We start from the raw sequence: 16,917 nt of genomic DNA, 5'->3' as shown, positions 1-16,917 counted from the left end.
AGCGCGCCAGGACGTCGTCGCGGCACTGAGGGCGTCTTCAGCGCTGGTGGTGCTGGGTGGAGCGCCGCAGCCAGTTGCCGGACACGATCGCGGCTCCGCTCAGCGCGGCCAGCACGATGCCGGTTCGCGCCTGCGGGTGCGCGAAGAGCAGCAGCGACAGGCAGATCGCACCACCCAGCACCAGCAGGGTGGCGAGGGCCTTGTGCAGCACGGTCTCGTTCCCTCCCTCGGTGCAGCTGCGGTCGTCCTCGACGCAGCCGGGACGGTGCCCGCTGACCTGTTCCCGCGTTCGTGCTCGCCGCGGCGGCCGCGCTGCGTCCACGCGTGCCCCGACCGTGATCCGCGGGTGCGCGATCTCGTCCACCGTAGGCGTCATCGCCGCAGCCGTCACCGTGGAGCGGGGGTGGGTCCGTGCCTGCGAGGTGCGGACCCAGCGGCCGTGCGGGGCGTGCACGTGAGGTGCGAGGGGCCGAGGCGAGGTGCTTGGCCGCTGGCCTCGTCGCTGGCGCACGGCGGGCACGCCTGCGTGTGAGGCTGAGGCTGTCGGTCATCCACCGCCGAGGTGGAGCGCGCGCCGGTCGGGGCTGTCGTCCCAGCGGTGTGGGGCTCGGTGGTGCTCGCGGTCCTGCTGGTGGTGATGGCCGAGGGCGTTCGCTCGGGCGGGTTCGAGCGCGACGGGCTGGTGGGGGTGCGCACCGAGGCGGCCGTGCACTGCGACGAGCGCTGGGGGATCGGGTACCACCCGCCCCTCGTGCCGCTCACGGCAGGCGCAGCAGCTCCCGCGCCAGCTCGGCGTGGGTGACGAGGGTGGACACGAGGCCGCTGCGCAGCACGGCGGCCGTGGCGGGGACCCGCCCCTGCCCGCAGGCCATCGCCAGCACGTCCCCCGCGCGGCGCAGCTGCTCGCCCGTCACGCCGATCACCCGGTCGGCCAGGCCGGTGACCTCGCCGCCGTCGACGCCGACGAGGACACCGGTGATCTCGGCGACGGCACCGGCGCGCGCGAGCCGTGCGGCGGTGCCGTCGTCGAGGGAGTCCAGGGCGGTGGACTCCCCCGGCAGCCAGGCGCCGACGGAGACGACGGCGCGGGTGAGGGTGTCCAGCTCGGCCAGCGCGCGGGCGATCTCCGGTTGCGAGCGCAGGCTGTCGGCGGTGGCGGCGTCGGGGACGGCCAGCGGTGCGTAGAACGTGGCCGCGGTGGAGCCGGTGGCCTCGGCGGCGCGGCGCACGAGGTCGACGGCGCTGCCCTCCACGTCGGGGCGGGGCAGGGCGCCGGCGAGCTGCACGAAGCGGGTGCGCAGCGGCGTGGACAGGGCGGCGACGAGTTGCGAGACGGTGCGGCCCCAGGCGAGGCCGACGACGTCCTCGGGCAGGACGGTCTCCTCCAGCAGCCCGGCGGTGAGCTGCGCGACGGCGCGCCGCTGCGCGGTGACGGGCTCGCCGTCGGCCCGCACGACGTAGGCGGCGCGCAGCCCGAAGCGGGCGCGCAGCGCCTCCCCCAGCTCCCCGTCCAGGGACGGGGGGACGAGCACGCGGATCTGCACCAGGCCCGCGTCGGTGGCGTCGGCGAGCAACCGCGCCACCTTGAACCTGCTGATGCCGAGGTCGCGGGCGATGTCGACCTTCGTCTGCCCCTCGACGTGGAAGCGCTGCGCCACGGCGGCGGCCAGGGCCAGTCCGCTCGTGCTCGCGCCGCGTGCCGGCGCCTTCGCCATGGGGTCCTCCTCGTCCTCGCCGGTCCCGGGCACCCCGGCGGACCGCGCTGCGGGTTGACAGGGGCGCGCCGGGAGCGCCACTATCGCACACCTGAGACTCTACCGCTCAGATGAGCGCAGAGGTGCACCACCCGCCGGGCCCGCAGCGGGCCACGGCCGGGAGTTGTCGACGAAGACACGGAGGGCACGATGGTCGGAGGTCAGACGCGGCGCGCGGCACTGGCGGCGGCGTTCAGCGGAGCGCTCCTGGTGGCCGGCTGCTCCGGCGCGGGCGGGGGCGGCAGCGCCGGCGGGGGTGGCGAGGACGGCGCGGGCGGCAGCATCAACGTCATCATGGTGAACAACCCGCAGATGGTGGACCTGCAGGAGCTCACCCCGCGCTTCACCGAGGAGACCGGCATCACGGTGAACTACACCGTGCTGCCCGAGAACGACGTGCGCGACCGCATCACCCAGGAGTTCGCCAGCCAGGCCGGGCAGTACGACGTCGCCTCGATCTCCAACTACGAGGTGCCGTTCTACTCGCAGAACGACTGGCTGGCGCCGCTGGACGAGTACCTCGCCGGCGACGAGGAGTTCGACCAGGACGACATCCTGCCCGCGATGGAGTCCTCCCTGACCGGCGAGGACGGCTCCGTGTACGCCGAGCCGTTCTACGGAGAGTCCTCGTTCCTGATGTACCGCACGGACGTCTTCGAGCAGGCCGGGCTGACGATGCCGGACAACCCCACCTGGCAGGAGGTCGCCGACCTCGCGGCCCGGGTCGACAACGTCCAGCCCGGGATGCGCGGCATCTGCCTGCGCGGCCAGCCGGGCTGGGGCCAGGTCTTCGCCCCGCTGACCACGGTGGTCAACACCTTCGGCGGCACCTGGTTCGAGGAGGACTGGACCGCGAAGGTGAACTCGCCGGAGTTCACGGAGGCCACCCAGTTCTACGTGGACCTGGTGCGCGCCCACGGCGAGGCCGGCGCCCCGCAGGCCGGCTTCACCGAGTGCCTGAACAACATGACCCAGGGCAACGTGGCGATGTGGTACGACGCCACCTCCGCCGCCGGTTCCCTGGAGGCCGAGGGCTCCCCGGTCGCGGGCAAGATCGGCTACGTCGCCGCGCCGGTCGTCGAGACCGACTCCTCCGGGTGGCTGTACACGTGGGCGTGGGGCATCCAGGAGGCGTCGCAGAACAAGGAGGACGCGTGGGAGTTCATCTCCTGGGCGTCCAGCCAGGGCTACGAGGAGCTCGTCGGCGAGGAGCTCGGGTGGGCGAGGGTGCCCGCCGGCAAGCGCAGCTCCACCTACGAGAACCCGCAGTACCAGGAGCAGGCAGGTCCCTTCTACGAAGCCACCCGGAACGCCATCCTGGCCGCCGACCCGCAGAGCCCGGGCGTGCAGCCGCGACCGGCACCCGGCATCCAGTTCGTCGCGATCCCCGAGTTCGCCGCGATGGCCACGCAGGTCTCGCAGTTCGTCAGCTCCGCGATCGCGGGGCAGACGTCCGTCACCGACGCCCTGAACCAGGGGCAGCGGGTCGCCGAGGAGCAGGTGACCCAGGTCTACCAGCAGTGACCCCAGCGGCCGCCCCGCCGCTCACCGCGGCGGGGCGGCCCACCCGCCGACCGGCAGCGGCCGGGCCCCTCTCGACACCGACTCCCGCAGGAGCGCACCGATGAGCACGGGAACCCACACCCCCCGGGGGCGGCCCGCCGCGGGCACCGCCGTCACCCCTCCGCCGACCTCCTCGACCACCGGCGCCCGCAGGGTCTCGAACTGGGCCCGCCGGGCGCCACTGGTGCCGGCGTTCGTCTTCCTCTTCATCGCCACCCAGCTTCCGTTCCTCACCACGATCGTCATCTCCTTCACCAACTGGAACGCACTGCGTCCCGGTGAGCGCGACTTCGTCGGCGTCGACAACTACGTCGAGGTCTTCACCAACGCCCGGCTGCGCGAGTCGGTGTGGAACACCGTCGTCCTCACCGTCGTGGTCGTGGGCGTCAGCCTCGTCCTCGGCATGCTCATCGCGCTGCTGCTGGACCGGAAGTTCTTCGGGCGCGGCGCGGTGCGCACCATGATGATCGCCCCCTTCCTCGTGGTGCCCATCGCCGCCGCGCTGCTGTGGAAGCACGCCCTGTTCAACCCGTCCTACGGTCTGCTCAACGGCGTGCTGACGTGGATCTGGAACCTGTTCGGCAGCCAGGAGCCCCCGCAGTTCGAGTACCTGACGGTCGCCCCGATGATCTCCATCCAGGTGGCGCTCATCTGGCAGTGGACCCCGTTCATGATGCTCATCCTGCTGGCGGGCCTGCAGTCCAAGCCCGGCGACGCGGAGGAGGCCGCTCGCATGGACGGCGCGAGCGGCTGGCAGATCTTCCGCTACCTGACCTTCCCGCACCTGCGGCAGTACCTGGAGCTGGGCGGCCTGCTCGGCGCCATCTACATCGTGCAGAACTTCGACGCCGTCTTCACCATCACCTCCGGCGCCCTGGGCACCGCGAACCTGCCGTACACGATCTACCAGACGTTCTTCCAGGCCGGGCAGTACGGGCTCGCCTCCGCGATGGGCGTCGTGGTCGTCATCGGCACGATCATCATCGCGACGTTCGCGCTGCGGGTCGTCTCGACCATGTTCAAGGAGGAGGGGGCACGATGAGCACCACCGCCACCGAGGTGCGCCCGAGCGCGGGGCACGTACCCACCAGCCGCCGCGAGCGCCGGGCGCGCGAGCTGCACCGCGGCAACCCGCTGTGGGGGCTGCTCGCCTGGGTCGTCGGCCTGCTCTTCGTGGCGCCCGTGCTGTGGATGGTGCTCACCTCCTTCCACTCCGAGACCGACGCGGCCACCAACCCGCCCTCGATCGCGGCCGACCTCACCCTGGACGGCTACCGCAGCTTCTTCGCCGCAGGCCCCTGGCCGCCGCTGATCAACTCGATGTCGGCGTCGATCGTCTCGACGATCCTCGTGCTGCTCCTGGCGATCCCGGCCGCCTACGCCCTCTCGATCCGCCCGGTGAAGCGCTGGACCGACGTCATGTTCTTCTTCCTGTCGACGAAGTTCATGCCGATCGTGGCCGCGGTGCTGCCGCTGTACCTGTTCGCCCGGTACGCGGGGCTGCTGGACAACATCACCTACCTGGCGCTGCTGTACACCGCGATGAACCTGCCGATCGCGGTGTGGATGATGCGCTCCTTCCTGGCCGAGGTGCCCGTGGAGATGCTGGAGGCCGCCTCCATCGACGGCGCCGGGCTGATCCGGACCCTGCGCTCGGTGGTGGCCCCCGTCGCGGTGCCGGGCATCGCGGCGACCGCGCTGATCTGCTTCATCTTCAGCTGGAACGAGCTGCTGCTGGCCCGCACCCTGACAGCCGTGGTCGCGCAGACCTCCCCGGTGTTCCTCACCGGTTTCGTCACCAGTCAGGGCCTGTTCCTGGCCCAGTTGTGCGCCGCGGCCACCGTGGTCTCCCTGCCGGTGCTCGTCGCCGGATTCGCCGCCCAGGACAAGCTCGTCCAGGGCCTGTCCCTCGGAGCCGTCAAGTGACCTCCACCACCTCCGCGACCGCCCTGTCCCCGCGCAGCCTCGCCGGGATCGCCGACCGGGTGCCGGTGCCGACCTACGACCGCTCGGCCGTGACGCCGGGCATCGTCCACATCGGGGTCGGCGGGTTCCACCGCGCGCACCAGGCGATGTACCTGGACCGTCTGATGAACGAGGGGAAGGCGCTGGACTGGGGCATCCGCGGGCTGGGCGTGCTGCCGCACGACGCGCGCATGAAGGAGGTGATGGACGCGCAGGGCGGCCTCTACACGCTGGTCCTGAAGCACCCCGACGGCACCCGCGAGCCGCGCGTCATCGGCTCGATCCTGGACTTCCTGCACGCCCCGGCGGACCCTGAGGCGGCGGTGGAGGCGATGGCCGACGAGCGGATCCGCGTCGTGTCCCTCACCGTCACCGAGGGCGGTTACAACATCGACGCGGTCACCGGCGAGTTCGTCCTGGACGCGCCGGCCGTGGCCGCCGACCTCGCCGAGGGTGCCGCACCGGGAACCACGTTCGGCCTGGTCACCGAGGCGCTGCGCCGCCGCCGCGAGCGGGGCGTGGCGCCGTTCACGGTCATGTCCTGCGACAACATCCAGGGCAACGGGCACAACGCCCGGAAGGTGTTCGTCGCGTTCGCGACCGCGAAGGACCCGAAGCTGGGCGCCTGGATCGGCGAGAACGTCCGGTTCCCGAACTCCATGGTGGACCGCATCACCCCCGTGACCACCGACGCGGACCGCACCGAGGTGCGTGAGCGCTTCGGCGTGGAGGACGCGTGGCCGGTGGTGTGCGAGCCGTTCACGCAGTGGGTGCTGGAGGACGACTTCGTCGCCGGCCGCCCGCCGTACGAGGACGCGGGCGTGCAGGTCGTCGAGGACGTCGAGCCGTACGAGCTGATGAAGCTGCGCCTGCTGAACGCGAGCCACCAGGCGCTGTGCTACTTCGGCCACCTGGCGGGCTACCGGCTGGTGCACGAGGTCGCCCAGGACCCGCTGTTCGCGCGGTTCCTGCTGGCCTACATGGAGCGGGAGGGGACGCCCACCCTGCCTCCGGTGCCGGGCATCGACCTGGACGCGTACCGGCGCGAGCTGATCTCCCGGTTCTCCAACGGCGAGGTGCGCGACACTGTGGCGCGGTTGTGCGCGGAGAGCTCGGACCGCATCCCGAAGTGGCTGCTGCCGGTGGTGCGCGACCGGCTCGCGCACGGCGGGGAGTTCCACCGCGCCGCTGCCGTGGTGGCGAGCTGGGCCCGCTACGCCGAGGGGGTCGACGAGGACGGCGACCCGATCGAGGTGGTCGACCGCCTGGCCGGGCGCCTGGTGGCCACGGCGCAGCGCAACCGCACCGAGCCGACGGCGTTCATCGTGGACCGCAGCCTGTTCGGCGGCCTCGTCGACGACGAGCGGTTCGTCGCGGAGTACACCGCGACGCTGGCGTCCCTGCACGAGAAGGGCTCGCGCGCCACCCTGGAGTCCCTCGTCGCCCGCGACACCTCCTGACCCCACCCCCCTCCCCCGTGATCAAGGAAGTTGCCGCTTCCTCGATCACGGAGGGGCGGAGAAGGGGTGCAGCGGCGGCGAGGAGGGGGTGGGAGGCGCCACTAGCATGGGCACCATGGCCCCGAAGATCGTCCCCGCACGCGGCATGCGCGACATCCTCCCCGCCGAGAAGGCCCGCCGGGAGCACGCGCTGCGGGTGATCCGCGAGGTCTACCGCTCCTTCGGGTTCGACGAGATCGAGGCGCCCGCGCTGGAGGAGCTCAGCCGCCTGGAGTCCGGGCAGGGCGGCGAGAACGAGAAGATGCTGTTCAAGGTGCTGCGCCGCGGCCTGGATGCCGACGAGGCGCTGAAGCCCGCCGAGGCCGCGGACCTGGGGCTGCGCTTCGACCTGACGGTCCCGCTGTCGCGCTACGTCGCCACGAACGCCGCGACGCTGCGCACCCCGGCCAAGCTGCTGCAGATCGGCCCGGTCTGGCGCGCCGAGCGCCCGCAGAAGGGCCGTTACCGCCAGTTCGTGCAGTGCGACATCGACGTCGTCGGCGAGGCGGGCAGCGTCGCCGAGGTGGAGCTGGTCACCGCGACCGACACCGCGCTGCGCCGCCTGGGCCTGACGGGCACCACGCTGCGCATCAACGACCGCGAGGTCCTCACCGGCCTGCTCACCGGTTGCGGGTTCGCCGAGGCCGAGCACGGCAGCGTCCTCATCACCGTCGACAAGGCCGACAAGATCGGCCTGGACGGCGTGATGGCCGAGCTGCGCGGGAAGGGCTTCGCCGACGGGCACGTCGCGAACCTGGAGTCCGCGCTCGGTGAGCTGCTGACGGTCACCACCCTGTCGGACCCCGCTGCGCTGGCCGCGGCGCTGCCGGACGCGGTGCCTGCGCAAGCGGTGCAGCGCCTCGGGGAGATCGGTGCGGCGCTGGCGGTGTCGGCGCCGGAACTGCCCGTGGTGTTCGACGTCAGCCTCGTGCGCGGCATGGGGTACTACACCGGCCCCATCTTCGAGATGGCCCTGTCGGGCTCGGGGTCGTCCATCGCGGGTGGCGGTCGCTACGACCGGATGGTGGGCCGCTTCAGCGGCAGGGACCTGCCCGCCTGCGGGTTCTCCATCGGTTTCGAGCGCATCGCCGACCACGTGCACCTCGAGGACGACGCCTCCCGCGCGGTGGCGCTGGTGCACGCGGCGGACGTACCCGCCGGGGACCTGGTGCGCCGGCAGCGCGAGATGGCCGCCGAGGGGTACCGGGTGGCGCTGGTGAAGCAGGCCAAGCGGATGCAGCCGCTGTTCGACAAGCTCGTCGAGGAGGGTTACGGCAGCGTCGTGCGCGCCCGCGTCGGCGACGACGGCGCCGTCGCGTTCACCGACCCCGCCCCGCTGGGAACCAGCGCCGGCTGAGCGCCGCGGCGTCCCGCGCGCTCACGACTGGCAGTGCGGGCACCACCACGTGCGGCGCCGCTCGGCGTCCCCGGGAACCTCGGCGCTGACCTCGATCGGCGTCCCGCACCGCAGGCACGGCTGCCCGGCCCGCCCGTACACCCAGTGCTGCCGGCCGGGGCGGGTGTCGCCCGTGGTGACCTGGTGGGCGCCGTGCGGGGCCACGGAGAACCGCAGCAGCTTCACCGCCAGGCGCACGAGGGGTTCGAGGTCCACCTCGCCGGTGGGGCGGGTGGGCAGGTGCCCGCGAAGGAAGCACAGCTCGTTCACCCACAGGTTCCCCAGCCCCGCCAGGACCCGCTGGTCCAGCAGGGCCGCGGCCAGCGGCCGCTGCGGTTCCCGCGCGAGGTTGCGCACCGCCCCCGCGACGACCTCGTCGAGGGGGGCGCCCGTGTCGAGGAGGTCGGGGCCGAGGTGCCCGACGGCGGTGTGCTCCTCGGCCGTGGGCAGCAGTTCCACCACGCCCAGCTTCAGCCCGGCCGCGGTGGGTCCGGTGGTGCGCAGCAGCACCCGCACGTCCGGCGCCAGCCGGCGCGGCAGCACCTTGCCGGGGGCCAGGACGGTCCAGGAGCCGTCCATGCGCAGGTGGGTGTGCAGGGTCAGCGCGGAACCGTCGAGGTCGAAGCGGGTCAGCAGGTGCTTGCCGCGCGGGACCGTGCCCAGGACGCGGGCGCCGGTGAGGTCCGCGGTGGCGTGCCGGGGCACGCGCAGGTCGGCGGCGCGCACCGTGGTGCCGCGCAACCGGGTGTCCAGGGTGCGCGCCACCCGGTAGACGCTGTCCCCCTCCGGCACCCGCCCACTGTCGGGTGTGCCGGGCCGCGGCGCGAGCCGGGGTTCAGCGGCGGCGGCCGTAGGTGAGGCGGCGCAGCAGCACCTCGGCGGGCCCGCGGCCCCCGGTGCGCTCCAGCAGTGCCGCGCCGAGGAGCAGCAGCAGCCACGTCGCCACGGCGAGCGCCGACGCCTGCGCGACACCCAGCTCGGCACCGAGCCCGAGGGTGGAGGCGGGCAGCAGCGCGGCGAACACGACCGAGTGCCCCAGGTAGCCGGACAGCGAGCGCCGCCCCAGGGCGACCAGGGCGCGGCCCGGTGCGGCGAGCCCTCCGCGCCGGGCCGCGGCGGCCACGACGAGCCCGGCCAGGGCCGCGTAGCCGACGCCACCGGCGTACCCGGTGACCGCGTGCACCGTCCCGGCGACCGCGACGGTAGTGCTGCCGGGTTCCCAGGCGCCGACGGTGACCAGGGCGAGGGGCAGACCGCCGAGGGCGGCGAGCAGGACCCCGCCGACGCCAGCGACCAGCAGGGTGCGCCGGTGCCGGGCCGGGTCGTCGAGAACCCCGCGGCGGGCGGCGATCGCCCCCACCGCGACCGCGCCGAACACCACCAGCGGCCCGGTGAGGGTGCCCGGCACCCACTCGGCGACGCGCATCGCCACCGCCCCGGCGGCGCTCTGGCGGGCGTGGGAGTCCGCGAAACCCTGCACGTCGTCCGGCAGCGGCACCGCGGCGAGGGCACCGAACGCACCGACCAGCACGGTCCCGGTGACGGCGAGCACGACCAGGCCGCGCGTGCGCGGCGAGGCCAGTGCCCCGGCGAGCAGGACGAGCAGGAGCCCGTAGGTGCCGAGGATGTCGCCGGAGAACAGCAGCACGCCGTGCAGGACGCCGATGAGCAGCAGCGCCCAGCCGCGGCGGCGCACCGACCGGCGGACCTGCGGGTGCGTCGCGCCGGCGTCCAGGTGGCGGCGCACCAGCTGCCAGGTGCCGTAGCCGACGAGCACGGAGAACATCGGGAAGGAGCGGGCGTCCACGAGGGTGGCCTGCAGGACGGTCACCACCCGGTCCCACTGCGACAGGCTGCCGGCGGCGGGGTAGCCGAGCTGCCCGGGTGGGCGCGCGTGCAGGTGCACGTGGACGTTGGCCAGGCAGATGAACAGCAGCAGCGCCCCGCGGGCCAGGTCGGGGGCGGGCACGCGCTCGGACAGGGCCGTGGCGCGCGGCGGTGCGGGGGTCGGAGCGGGGGTCACGACGTCATCGTGGTGAGACCACCCCGGCGGGCGCGTCCGCCGGTCGTCGGCGCGGTGGGCGCCGCAGGGCGGACCCGCCCGGGGACCGGCTCAGCGCCTCAGCGAGGACGGCCGTAGGTGAGGCGGCGCAGCAGCACCTCCGCGGGCCCGCGGGCGCCGGCGCGCTCCAGCAGCACCGCGCCGAGCAGGAGCAGCACCCACGTGACCACGGCGAGCGCGGAGGCCTGCGCGACGCCCAGCTCGGCGCCGAGACCGAGGGTGGAGGCGGGCAGCAGCGCGGCGAACACCATCGAGTGCCCGAGGTACCCGGACAGGGAGCGCCGCCCCAGCGCCACCACCCAGCGCACGGGGGTGGGCAGCGCGCCGCCCCGGGCGGCGGTGCGCGTCACGACCAGCCCGGCGAGGGCCGCGTAGGCGGCGCCGCCGGCGTAGCCGGTCAGCGAGTGCAGCCCGGCGGCCAGCACGGTGCCGGTGGTGCCCGCGTCCCAGGCACCGGCGGTGACGAGCGCCAGCGGCAGCCCGCCGAGCGCGGCCGCGGGGAGCCCGGCGGCGGCCACGAGCAGCAGGGTGCGCCGGTGCCGCGCGGGGTCGTCGAGCAGCCCGCGGCGCGCGGCGAGCGCGCCCAGGGCCAGCGCACCGAGCACCCCCAGCGGCTGGGCCACGGTGACGAACACCCACTCGCCCGTGCGGAACAGCAGCGCCGACAGCGGCGACTCCTCCCCCGGGGAGATCAGCGGCGCGCCCGCCTCGGGCAGGCCCTCCGCCAGCCCGGCCGCGGCGACGAGGAACGTGCCGGTCACCGCGAGCACGACGAGAGCGCGGGTGCCCGGGGCCGCCAGCACTGCGGCGAGGAGCACGAGCAGCAGCCCGTAGGTGGCGGCGATGTCGGCGGGGAAGAGGAGGATCCCGTGCAGGGCGCCGATGAGCAGCAGGGCCCACCCGCGCCGGCGCAGCAGGCGCCGCACCGAGCGGCGCGGGGCGCCGTCCCGCACGCGGCAGCGCACCAGCTGCCACGTTCCGTACCCGACGAGCATCGAGAACATCGGGAAGGACCGGGCGTCGACGAAGCTGGTCTGCAGCACGGTGACGACCCGGTCCAGCGCGGACAGGGTCTCCGCGGCCGGGTACCCGCGCACCCCGGTGGCGCGCGAGTGCAGCAGGAAGTGGACGTTGGCCAGGCAGATGAACAGCAGCAGCGCCCCGCGGGCCAGGTCGGGGCCGGGCACGCGCTCGGACAGGACGGTGCCGCGCGGTGCGGGCACCGGTACCGCGCCGGGCGTCGTGTGCACGCCCACCATCGTGGTGAGCGCCGGCGCGGGGTCGCGTCCGCCGGTCGTCGCTGTGACGCGCACCGGAGGGCGGACCCGGGCGCGCTGCGGCAGAGTGCCGTCGTGAACTCGGAACGGGTGCTGGTGACGGGGGCGGCGGGCAGCGTCGCCGGGCAGCTGCTGCCCGGCCTGGCGGGCCGGCCGTCGCGGTTGTTCGACCGGGAGGCGGCGGACCACCCGGACGCCGAGGTGGTGACCGGGGAGCTGACCGACCCGGCCGCGCTGGAGCGGGCCCTGGACGGCGTGGGTGCGGTGGTGCACCTGGCCGGGAACCCCGACCCGTCGGCGCCGTGGGAGGAGCTGCGCGGGCCCAACGTGGAGGGTTTCGCAGCGCTGCTCGCGGCGGCGGAGCGGGCCGGGGTGCGGCGGGTGGTGTTCGCCAGTTCCGTGCACGCGATGGGCGCGCACGAGGCGGACGGGCGGGTCCCGGTGGACGCGGCGTGGGCGCCGCGGGCGTGCTGCCCGTACGGGGCGACGAAGGTGTTCGACGAGGCGGTCGCGCAGGTGGCGTCCCGGCGCGGGCCCGTGAGCACGGTGGGGTTGCGGCTGGGCGCGACGGTGCCCGAACCGGTGAAGCGCTCGCAGCTGGCGAGCTGGCTGGGTCCGGCGGACCTGCGGCAGCTCGTGGTGCGCGCCCTGGACGCCGACGTGCACCACGGGGTGTTCCCCGCGGTGTCGGGGAACACCCGGCGGCACTGGGACCTCACCGCGGCGCGCACGGGCCTGGGCTACGAGCCGGAGCTGGACTCCGAGGAGTTCGCCGGGCGCGTGGAGGACGACGGCACCGACACCGGGGTGTGCCCGGCCTGAGCCCGCCGGGACCGGTCCGCGAGCGCGACGGGCGCTGTCCCCCGCGCCGCGACCGGGACCCGCCCGCGCGGGGTGAGCAGCGCCCGCTGCGCACGGGTGCTGAGGGCCTCCAGCGGGCCCCGCCGCCCGGTGCGGGCGAGCAGGTGCGCGACGGCCACGACCGCGGCGGCGACGACGAGGTAGGTGCCTGCCGTCAGGGCGGCCCGGTGGGAGTCCGGGACCGTCGCGGCCAGTCCCAGCCCCCAGCCGTAGCAGAGCGCGGAGGCCAGGACGTTCTGCAGCACGTAGCAGCTCAGCGCCGCGCGGCCGACCTCCGCCAGGCGCCGGCCCAGCCACCGCGGCCGGTCGCGACCGCCCTGCACCTGCACGACGAGGCCGAGCAGGCCGAGACCCACCAGCACTGCGGAGCCGTAGCGGGTCAGCAGGACCGCGTGGGCACCACCGGCCACCAGGAGCACCGCCTCGGCGAGGACGCCGACCGCGCCCAGCGCGATCAGCCGGTGGCGCAGCCGCCGGCCGCCCTCGCGCTCCAGCAGACCCGCCCGCACCAGCCCGGCGCCCAGCAGGAACGACGCCGTCGTCAGCAGCAGCAGGCCCACGGGCTCGGCCCGGAACACCACGAGGTTCTGCACCCGGAACAGCACCAGGTCCCACGCCGACCCGGTGGCGTACGGGGTGTGCAGCGCGCCGCCGCCGGTCCCGGCCGCAGCGGTGGCCAGCAGCGCGGTGAGCGCGGCGAGGGCGAGCGCGTGGGTGCTGAGCAGGACCACGACGAACCGGCGGCGCCGGCGGTCGGCGCCCAGCAGCACCGGCCCGGCCACCAGCGCCGCCACCGCGTAGCCCATGAGGACGTCGAACTCGGCGACGAGCAGGAAGTGCAGCGTCGCCTCGCAGAGGAGCACGAGCGCGCGGACGCGGTGCACGCGGTTCCAGTCCCCGCCCCGGCGCTGCACCGAGCGACGCTGCAGCTCGAGCCCCACCCCGAACAGCAGGCTGAGCAGCGCCAGGGACTTGCCCAGGGGCAGCGCCTGCGCGAGCGCTTCGGCGGTGCCGCCCGCCGCGGGTTCGAGCAGCGTGCCCAGCAGGCCGTCGGGGTGGGTGAAGAGCCAGACGTTCGTCGCGAAGGTCCCCAGGATCGCCAGTCCCCGGGCGACGTCGAGGCCGCTGGAGCGTGTCGTCGCAGTCACGCCCCGAGCCTCCCGGCGGCTCCGCGTCGCGTCGTCCGCCCGATGGAGCAGCGCGGCGTACTCCGACCGGAGCAGCCGGCCGGGCGGGGCGCGCGCACGGGGTGACGACGTCGCCGGAAGACTCTCCCCGGGGCCCGCGGGCGCACTACGCTCGCAGGCCCCGGGGAGACGGTGGGAGGGGCACGTGGCCGACGCGGACCGGTCCGCAGGGCGCTCGCAGACCGACGTCGTCGTCGAGGGCATCAAGCGGATGCTCGCCGAGGGCGCGCTGCGACCGAACCAGAAGCTGCCGGTGGAGGCCGACCTGGCGCGCGAGCTCGGCGTCTCGCGCGGGCCGCTGCGCGAGGCGGTGCGGGCGCTGTCGCTCATGGGTGTGCTGGAGTCGCGCCAGGGCGCGGGCACCTACGTGACGGCCCTGGACTCCTCGCTGCTGACGACGCCGATGGCGTTCCTGGTGGACCTGCAGCAGCCGCCGGGCGCGCAGGCGCTGCACGCGGTGCGGCGCCTGCTGGAGACGGAGGCCGCGGGTCTGGCCGCGCTGCACGCCGACGACGAGCACCTGGCGGGGTTGCGGGCGGCGCTGGAGGAGTCGACGGAGGCCGCGCGGGGCACGACGGACCCGCACGCGTTCGTGGAGGCCGACATCCGGTTCCACGACCTGGTGGCCACCGCCAGCGGGAACCCGGTGCTCGCCTCGCTCGTGCACGCGTTCGCCGGGCGGACGGCGCGGGCCCGCGTGTGGCGGGCGATCGCCGAGGAGGGTGCGCTGGACCGCACGCTCCAGGAGCACCGGGCGATCCTGCGGGCGGTGCAGGAACGCGACCCGGACCGGGCGCGGCTGCGGATGGGCAACCACCTGCTCGAGGTGGAGGACTTCGTGGCCGGCCCCGGCGGCAGCGGCGCACCGGACGGGACGGACGGGGAGAGCTGACCGGCCGGCCCCGTCACCGGGCCAGCACGGCGACAGCGGTGACGACCCCGGCGAGGGCGACCGCGAGGCCTCCCCAGCGCGCAGCGCGCCGGGGGCTCCCGCCGGCCAGCGCGTCCGCGGCGGCGAAGCACGCCGAGGCCAGCAGCACGGCCACGGTGACGGGCAGCAGGGCGGCGGTGGCCACCCCGGCCACGGCGCCGGCGCGCCACCGCCGGCCCCACAGGGGCGCGGCGAGCAGCGGGAGGGTCAGCGCGGCGATCGCGCCGGTGAGCAGTTCCGCCCACCACGGCCGCGCCCCCATCCAGGGCAGGGCGCGGGCGAGGTCGAGCAGGTCCACGACGGCCAGGGTGCCGACGACGAGGACGAGCGCGGCCGTGACCGCGGCGGCCACCCACGCCCGCCAGGTGCTGCGCAGCGGCCCGGTCAGCGCGGTGACGACGGACACCCCCGCCCACATGAGCTCCCGGCGCAGCGGCGCGACGCCGAGGTCCCGCAGCGCACGGCGGAACAGCCGGTCGGCGGCGACGCGGTCCACGGGGCGGACGGCGAGGTAGGAGGGTGGCCCGTCGGAGCCGGCGACGAGGCCGTCGTGGACGAGGGCGGCCGGCAGGTGCCGGCCCGTGGTGGGCACGAGCCAGCGCAGCACCGGCGGCACGGACGTCAGGTCGGTGGAGAACCCGGCGGGGTCGGCGGGGACGACGACCGGGCCCAGGCGCGCGTCCCAGTAGCCCACGGGGCCCCCGAGGCGGAAGCGCTCGCGGGCGGGGTCGCCTCCCACGAGGTACCGGTGCAGGTTCAGCTCCCCGGTCCAGGGGCGTTCGGGGTGGGCGGGGTCGAAGAAGCCGCTGCGGGCCAGGTGGGCGGGCCGGCGCTCCGGCAGGCGGAGGGGCGCGGCGGCGCGGGGCACGGGGTGCTGCGGCACGCGCGGCAGGTTGCCACGGCGGTGGGGCGGCTGCGAGCGGCGGGTTCCCGCCGGGGAGATCACCCGGGTGCGGCGGCGCGCCGCAGTCGTTCCTCACCGACGTCCGGGGAACGTGGCAAGGGTTTGCGCTCCCCCGTGGGACGGAAACCGAGCCGCTCGTAGAACCGCCGGGCCCGCGGGTTGCCGTCGGCCACCCACAGGCTCACCGTCGCCGCTCCCTGCGCGGCGGCCCGGTCGCAGGCGGCCTCCACGAGCCGGCCGGCCGTCCCGCCGCCGCGGTGGCCGGGGTCCACCCACACCGAGACGAGTTCACGCTCGCCCGCCGGGGGCACCGACTCGACCGGCACCAGGGCCGCCACTCCCACCGCGCGCCCCGCGGACCACGCCAGGAACCAGTCGCCGTCCTCCACCCGCCGGCGCCAGGTCCCGTCGTCGAGAACCTCCTCGCGCGCCAGCGTGGAGCCGAACGCCTGCGGCGCGTCGGCCAGCGCCCGCAACCGGACCCCTCTCACCACCGGCCACTGCTCCACGCTCGCCCGCTGCACGGCGTCCGGACCGTTGCGGCAGCAGCGCCCGGTGTCGTCCACGATCCGCTGGGCGGCGTCGAGGGCCGCCACCAGGCCCGCCGGCCCGCCGCCGAGGGAGGTGAGGGCCGCGTCGACCCGCTCGGCGAACCGCTCGGGCGCCCCGGGCAGCCGCCCGGCGGCCGCCACGGCACCCTTCTCGTTGACGACCCACCGGCCGGCGTGGGCGTGCAGGGCGTGCGCGCACAGCAGCAGGGCCCGGAACAGGCAACCGGCCACGTAGGCGGTGTCACCGCGCGGCGCGGCCTTGCGGGCGCCGCCGATGAGGAAGGCGGCCTCCCCCAGCGAGGCGACCACCGCCTCGCGCAGCCGCGGCGGGTACGCCTGCGCGGCGCGGTGCAGGGCCGTCAGCTCACCGGTGGAGTCGGCGAGGACGACGGCCGAGGCCGCCTCCCCGGCGTACGCGAAACCCGGGAAACCCAGCGGGTGCCCGGTCTGCACGTGCCAGGTGAGTCCACCCTCCTGAGCCTGGCGCCAGCTGCGCTGCACCCGGTCCAGGTCGCGGTAGATCCAGTCCACGGCGGTGCCGTCGACGCTCAGCCAGCCACCGCCGTCCACCCACGGCCCCCAGCCACCGGGTGCGGTGACCCGCGCGTGCGGCCCGGCGACCTCGCGGGCGAGACGGCCGAGCGCCGCCACGTCCAGCGGCGGGCGGTAGTACAGCCCCAGGTCGACGTCGGAGCCCGGGGAGTGCTCGCCGCGGGCGCGGCTGCCGCCGAGCGTCACCGCCTCGATCCCGGGCACGCGGAGCAGCCGCTGCGCCACCTCCCGCATCCGAGCGTCGCTGAGCACCCGGCCAGCGTGCCGTCCTCACGGCGTCGGCGGTACCGGTTTCGCGACCCTTCAGACCTGCGGGGGCGCAGCCTGATCGTCGTCGGGATCCACGATCGTGCCGAGAAGCGTTCGACGGGCCTGACGGGACCGCTGCGCGATGCAGTGCCACCGGTCCGTTCCC

General features: G+C 75.2%; 14 protein-coding genes and 2 pseudogenes. 7 read left to right on the top strand and 9 right to left on the bottom strand.

What is annotated here, in order from left to right; genetic code table 11:
- Nucleotides 1-37: 37 nt before the first annotated feature.
- A complete protein-coding gene (locus MN205_RS05900) occupies nucleotides 38-211 on the bottom strand; it encodes a hypothetical protein (RefSeq protein WP_242125222.1) in 174 nt (57 codons plus the stop codon).
- A gap of 547 nt (nucleotides 212-758) precedes the next feature.
- The gene (locus MN205_RS05895) at nucleotides 759-1,715 is read right to left on the bottom strand and encodes a sugar-binding transcriptional regulator (protein ID WP_242125220.1); all 957 of its coding nucleotides are present in this window, start codon (nucleotides 1,713-1,715) and stop codon (nucleotides 759-761) included.
- A gap of 189 nt (nucleotides 1,716-1,904) precedes the next feature.
- On the opposite strand from MN205_RS05895, the gene MN205_RS05890 reads away from it, so the two are divergent.
- The 5 genes from MN205_RS05890 (at nucleotide 1,905) to hisS (ending at nucleotide 8,138) form a co-directional block, all read left to right on the top strand.
- Nucleotides 1,905-3,278 carry a sugar ABC transporter substrate-binding protein gene (locus MN205_RS05890; RefSeq protein ID WP_242125218.1) on the top strand — a complete coding sequence of 458 codons (1,374 nt, stop codon included), beginning with the start codon at nucleotides 1,905-1,907 and terminating at the stop codon, nucleotides 3,276-3,278.
- A 100-nt stretch (nucleotides 3,279-3,378) separates the two neighbouring features.
- Nucleotides 3,379-4,359: a carbohydrate ABC transporter permease gene (locus tag MN205_RS05885; RefSeq protein WP_242125216.1), complete on the top strand. Its 981-nt coding sequence runs from the start codon at nucleotides 3,379-3,381 to the stop codon at nucleotides 4,357-4,359.
- Entirely contained in the window at nucleotides 4,356-5,243 is an 888-nt protein-coding gene (locus MN205_RS05880; RefSeq protein WP_242125214.1) for a carbohydrate ABC transporter permease, read from the top strand. The genes MN205_RS05885 and MN205_RS05880 overlap by 4 nt, the downstream gene beginning before the upstream one ends.
- Nucleotides 5,240-6,742 carry a mannitol dehydrogenase family protein gene (locus MN205_RS05875; protein ID WP_242125213.1) on the top strand — a complete coding sequence of 501 codons (1,503 nt, stop codon included), beginning with the start codon at nucleotides 5,240-5,242 and terminating at the stop codon, nucleotides 6,740-6,742. Before MN205_RS05880 ends, MN205_RS05875 begins: the two co-directional genes overlap by 4 nt.
- A 115-nt stretch (nucleotides 6,743-6,857) precedes the next feature.
- Nucleotides 6,858-8,138, top strand: coding sequence for a histidine--tRNA ligase (hisS, locus tag MN205_RS05870; RefSeq protein WP_242125211.1), 1,281 nt, complete (start codon nucleotides 6,858-6,860; stop codon nucleotides 8,136-8,138).
- A gap of 21 nt (nucleotides 8,139-8,159) precedes the next feature.
- Here hisS and MN205_RS05865 read toward each other — a convergent pair whose 3' ends face one another.
- The 3 genes from MN205_RS05865 to MN205_RS05855 form a co-directional block, all read right to left on the bottom strand.
- On the bottom strand, nucleotides 8,160-8,969 hold the full coding sequence (locus tag MN205_RS05865; RefSeq protein WP_242125209.1) for a DNA-formamidopyrimidine glycosylase family protein: 810 nt from the start codon (nucleotides 8,967-8,969) through the stop codon (nucleotides 8,160-8,162).
- Between the two features lie 43 nt (nucleotides 8,970-9,012).
- Complete coding sequence (locus MN205_RS21650) at nucleotides 9,013-10,200, bottom strand: DUF418 domain-containing protein (RefSeq protein WP_242125207.1); 1,188 nt, start codon at nucleotides 10,198-10,200, stop codon at nucleotides 9,013-9,015.
- 98 nt (nucleotides 10,201-10,298) lie between these two features.
- Nucleotides 10,299-11,489, bottom strand: coding sequence for a DUF418 domain-containing protein (locus tag MN205_RS05855; protein WP_242125205.1), 1,191 nt, complete (start codon nucleotides 11,487-11,489; stop codon nucleotides 10,299-10,301).
- Nucleotides 11,490-11,591: 102 nt separating this feature from the next.
- On the opposite strand from MN205_RS05855, the gene MN205_RS05850 reads away from it, so the two are divergent.
- Entirely contained in the window at nucleotides 11,592-12,338 is a 747-nt protein-coding gene (locus tag MN205_RS05850; RefSeq protein WP_242125203.1) for an NAD(P)-dependent oxidoreductase, read from the top strand.
- Here the strand turns inward: MN205_RS05850 and MN205_RS05845 are convergent.
- Nucleotides 12,257-13,525 carry a DUF418 domain-containing protein gene (locus MN205_RS05845; RefSeq protein ID WP_242125201.1) on the bottom strand — a complete coding sequence of 423 codons (1,269 nt, stop codon included), beginning with the start codon at nucleotides 13,523-13,525 and terminating at the stop codon, nucleotides 12,257-12,259. The genes MN205_RS05850 and MN205_RS05845 overlap by 82 nt on opposite strands.
- Nucleotides 13,526-13,709: 184 nt before the next feature.
- On the opposite strand from MN205_RS05845, the gene MN205_RS21645 reads away from it, so the two are divergent.
- The gene (locus MN205_RS21645) at nucleotides 13,710-14,456 is read left to right on the top strand and encodes a FadR/GntR family transcriptional regulator (protein ID WP_242125200.1); all 747 of its coding nucleotides are present in this window, start codon (nucleotides 13,710-13,712) and stop codon (nucleotides 14,454-14,456) included.
- Nucleotides 14,457-14,469: 13 nt separating this feature from the next.
- Here the strand turns inward: MN205_RS21645 and MN205_RS05835 are convergent, their stop codons facing one another.
- The 3 genes and pseudogenes from MN205_RS05835 to MN205_RS22275 all read right to left on the bottom strand — a co-directional run.
- A complete protein-coding gene (locus MN205_RS05835) occupies nucleotides 14,470-15,378 on the bottom strand; it encodes a DUF1353 domain-containing protein (protein ID WP_242125198.1) in 909 nt (302 codons plus the stop codon).
- A 59-nt stretch (nucleotides 15,379-15,437) separates the two neighbouring features.
- Nucleotides 15,438-15,809, bottom strand: a pseudogene (locus MN205_RS22280) (GNAT family N-acetyltransferase); the annotation flags it as partial.
- Between the two features lie 132 nt (nucleotides 15,810-15,941).
- Nucleotides 15,942-16,736, bottom strand: a pseudogene (locus MN205_RS22275) (nucleotidyltransferase family protein); the annotation flags it as partial.
- Between the last annotated feature and the right edge of the window lie 181 nt (nucleotides 16,737-16,917).

The organism is Kineococcus sp. TRM81007 (assembly GCF_022669155.1).
Taxonomy (GTDB): Bacteria; Actinomycetota; Actinomycetes; order Actinomycetales; family Kineococcaceae; genus Kineococcus.
This window is presented reverse-complemented; position numbering and strand designations above follow the sequence as displayed.

What these genes read in the sequence shown, in the direction of transcription:
- MN205_RS05895 (WP_242125220.1), bottom strand. Translation starts at nt 1,715, where the DNA reads ATGGCGAAGGCGCCGGCACGCGGCGCGAGCACGAGCGGACTGGCCCTG.
- MN205_RS05890 (WP_242125218.1), top strand. Translation starts at nt 1,905, where the DNA reads ATGGTCGGAGGTCAGACGCGGCGCGCGGCACTGGCGGCGGCGTTCAGC.
- MN205_RS05885 (WP_242125216.1), top strand. Translation starts at nt 3,379, where the DNA reads ATGAGCACGGGAACCCACACCCCCCGGGGGCGGCCCGCCGCGGGCACC.
- MN205_RS05880 (WP_242125214.1), top strand. Translation starts at nt 4,356, where the DNA reads ATGAGCACCACCGCCACCGAGGTGCGCCCGAGCGCGGGGCACGTACCC.
- hisS (WP_242125211.1), top strand. Translation starts at nt 6,858, where the DNA reads ATGGCCCCGAAGATCGTCCCCGCACGCGGCATGCGCGACATCCTCCCC.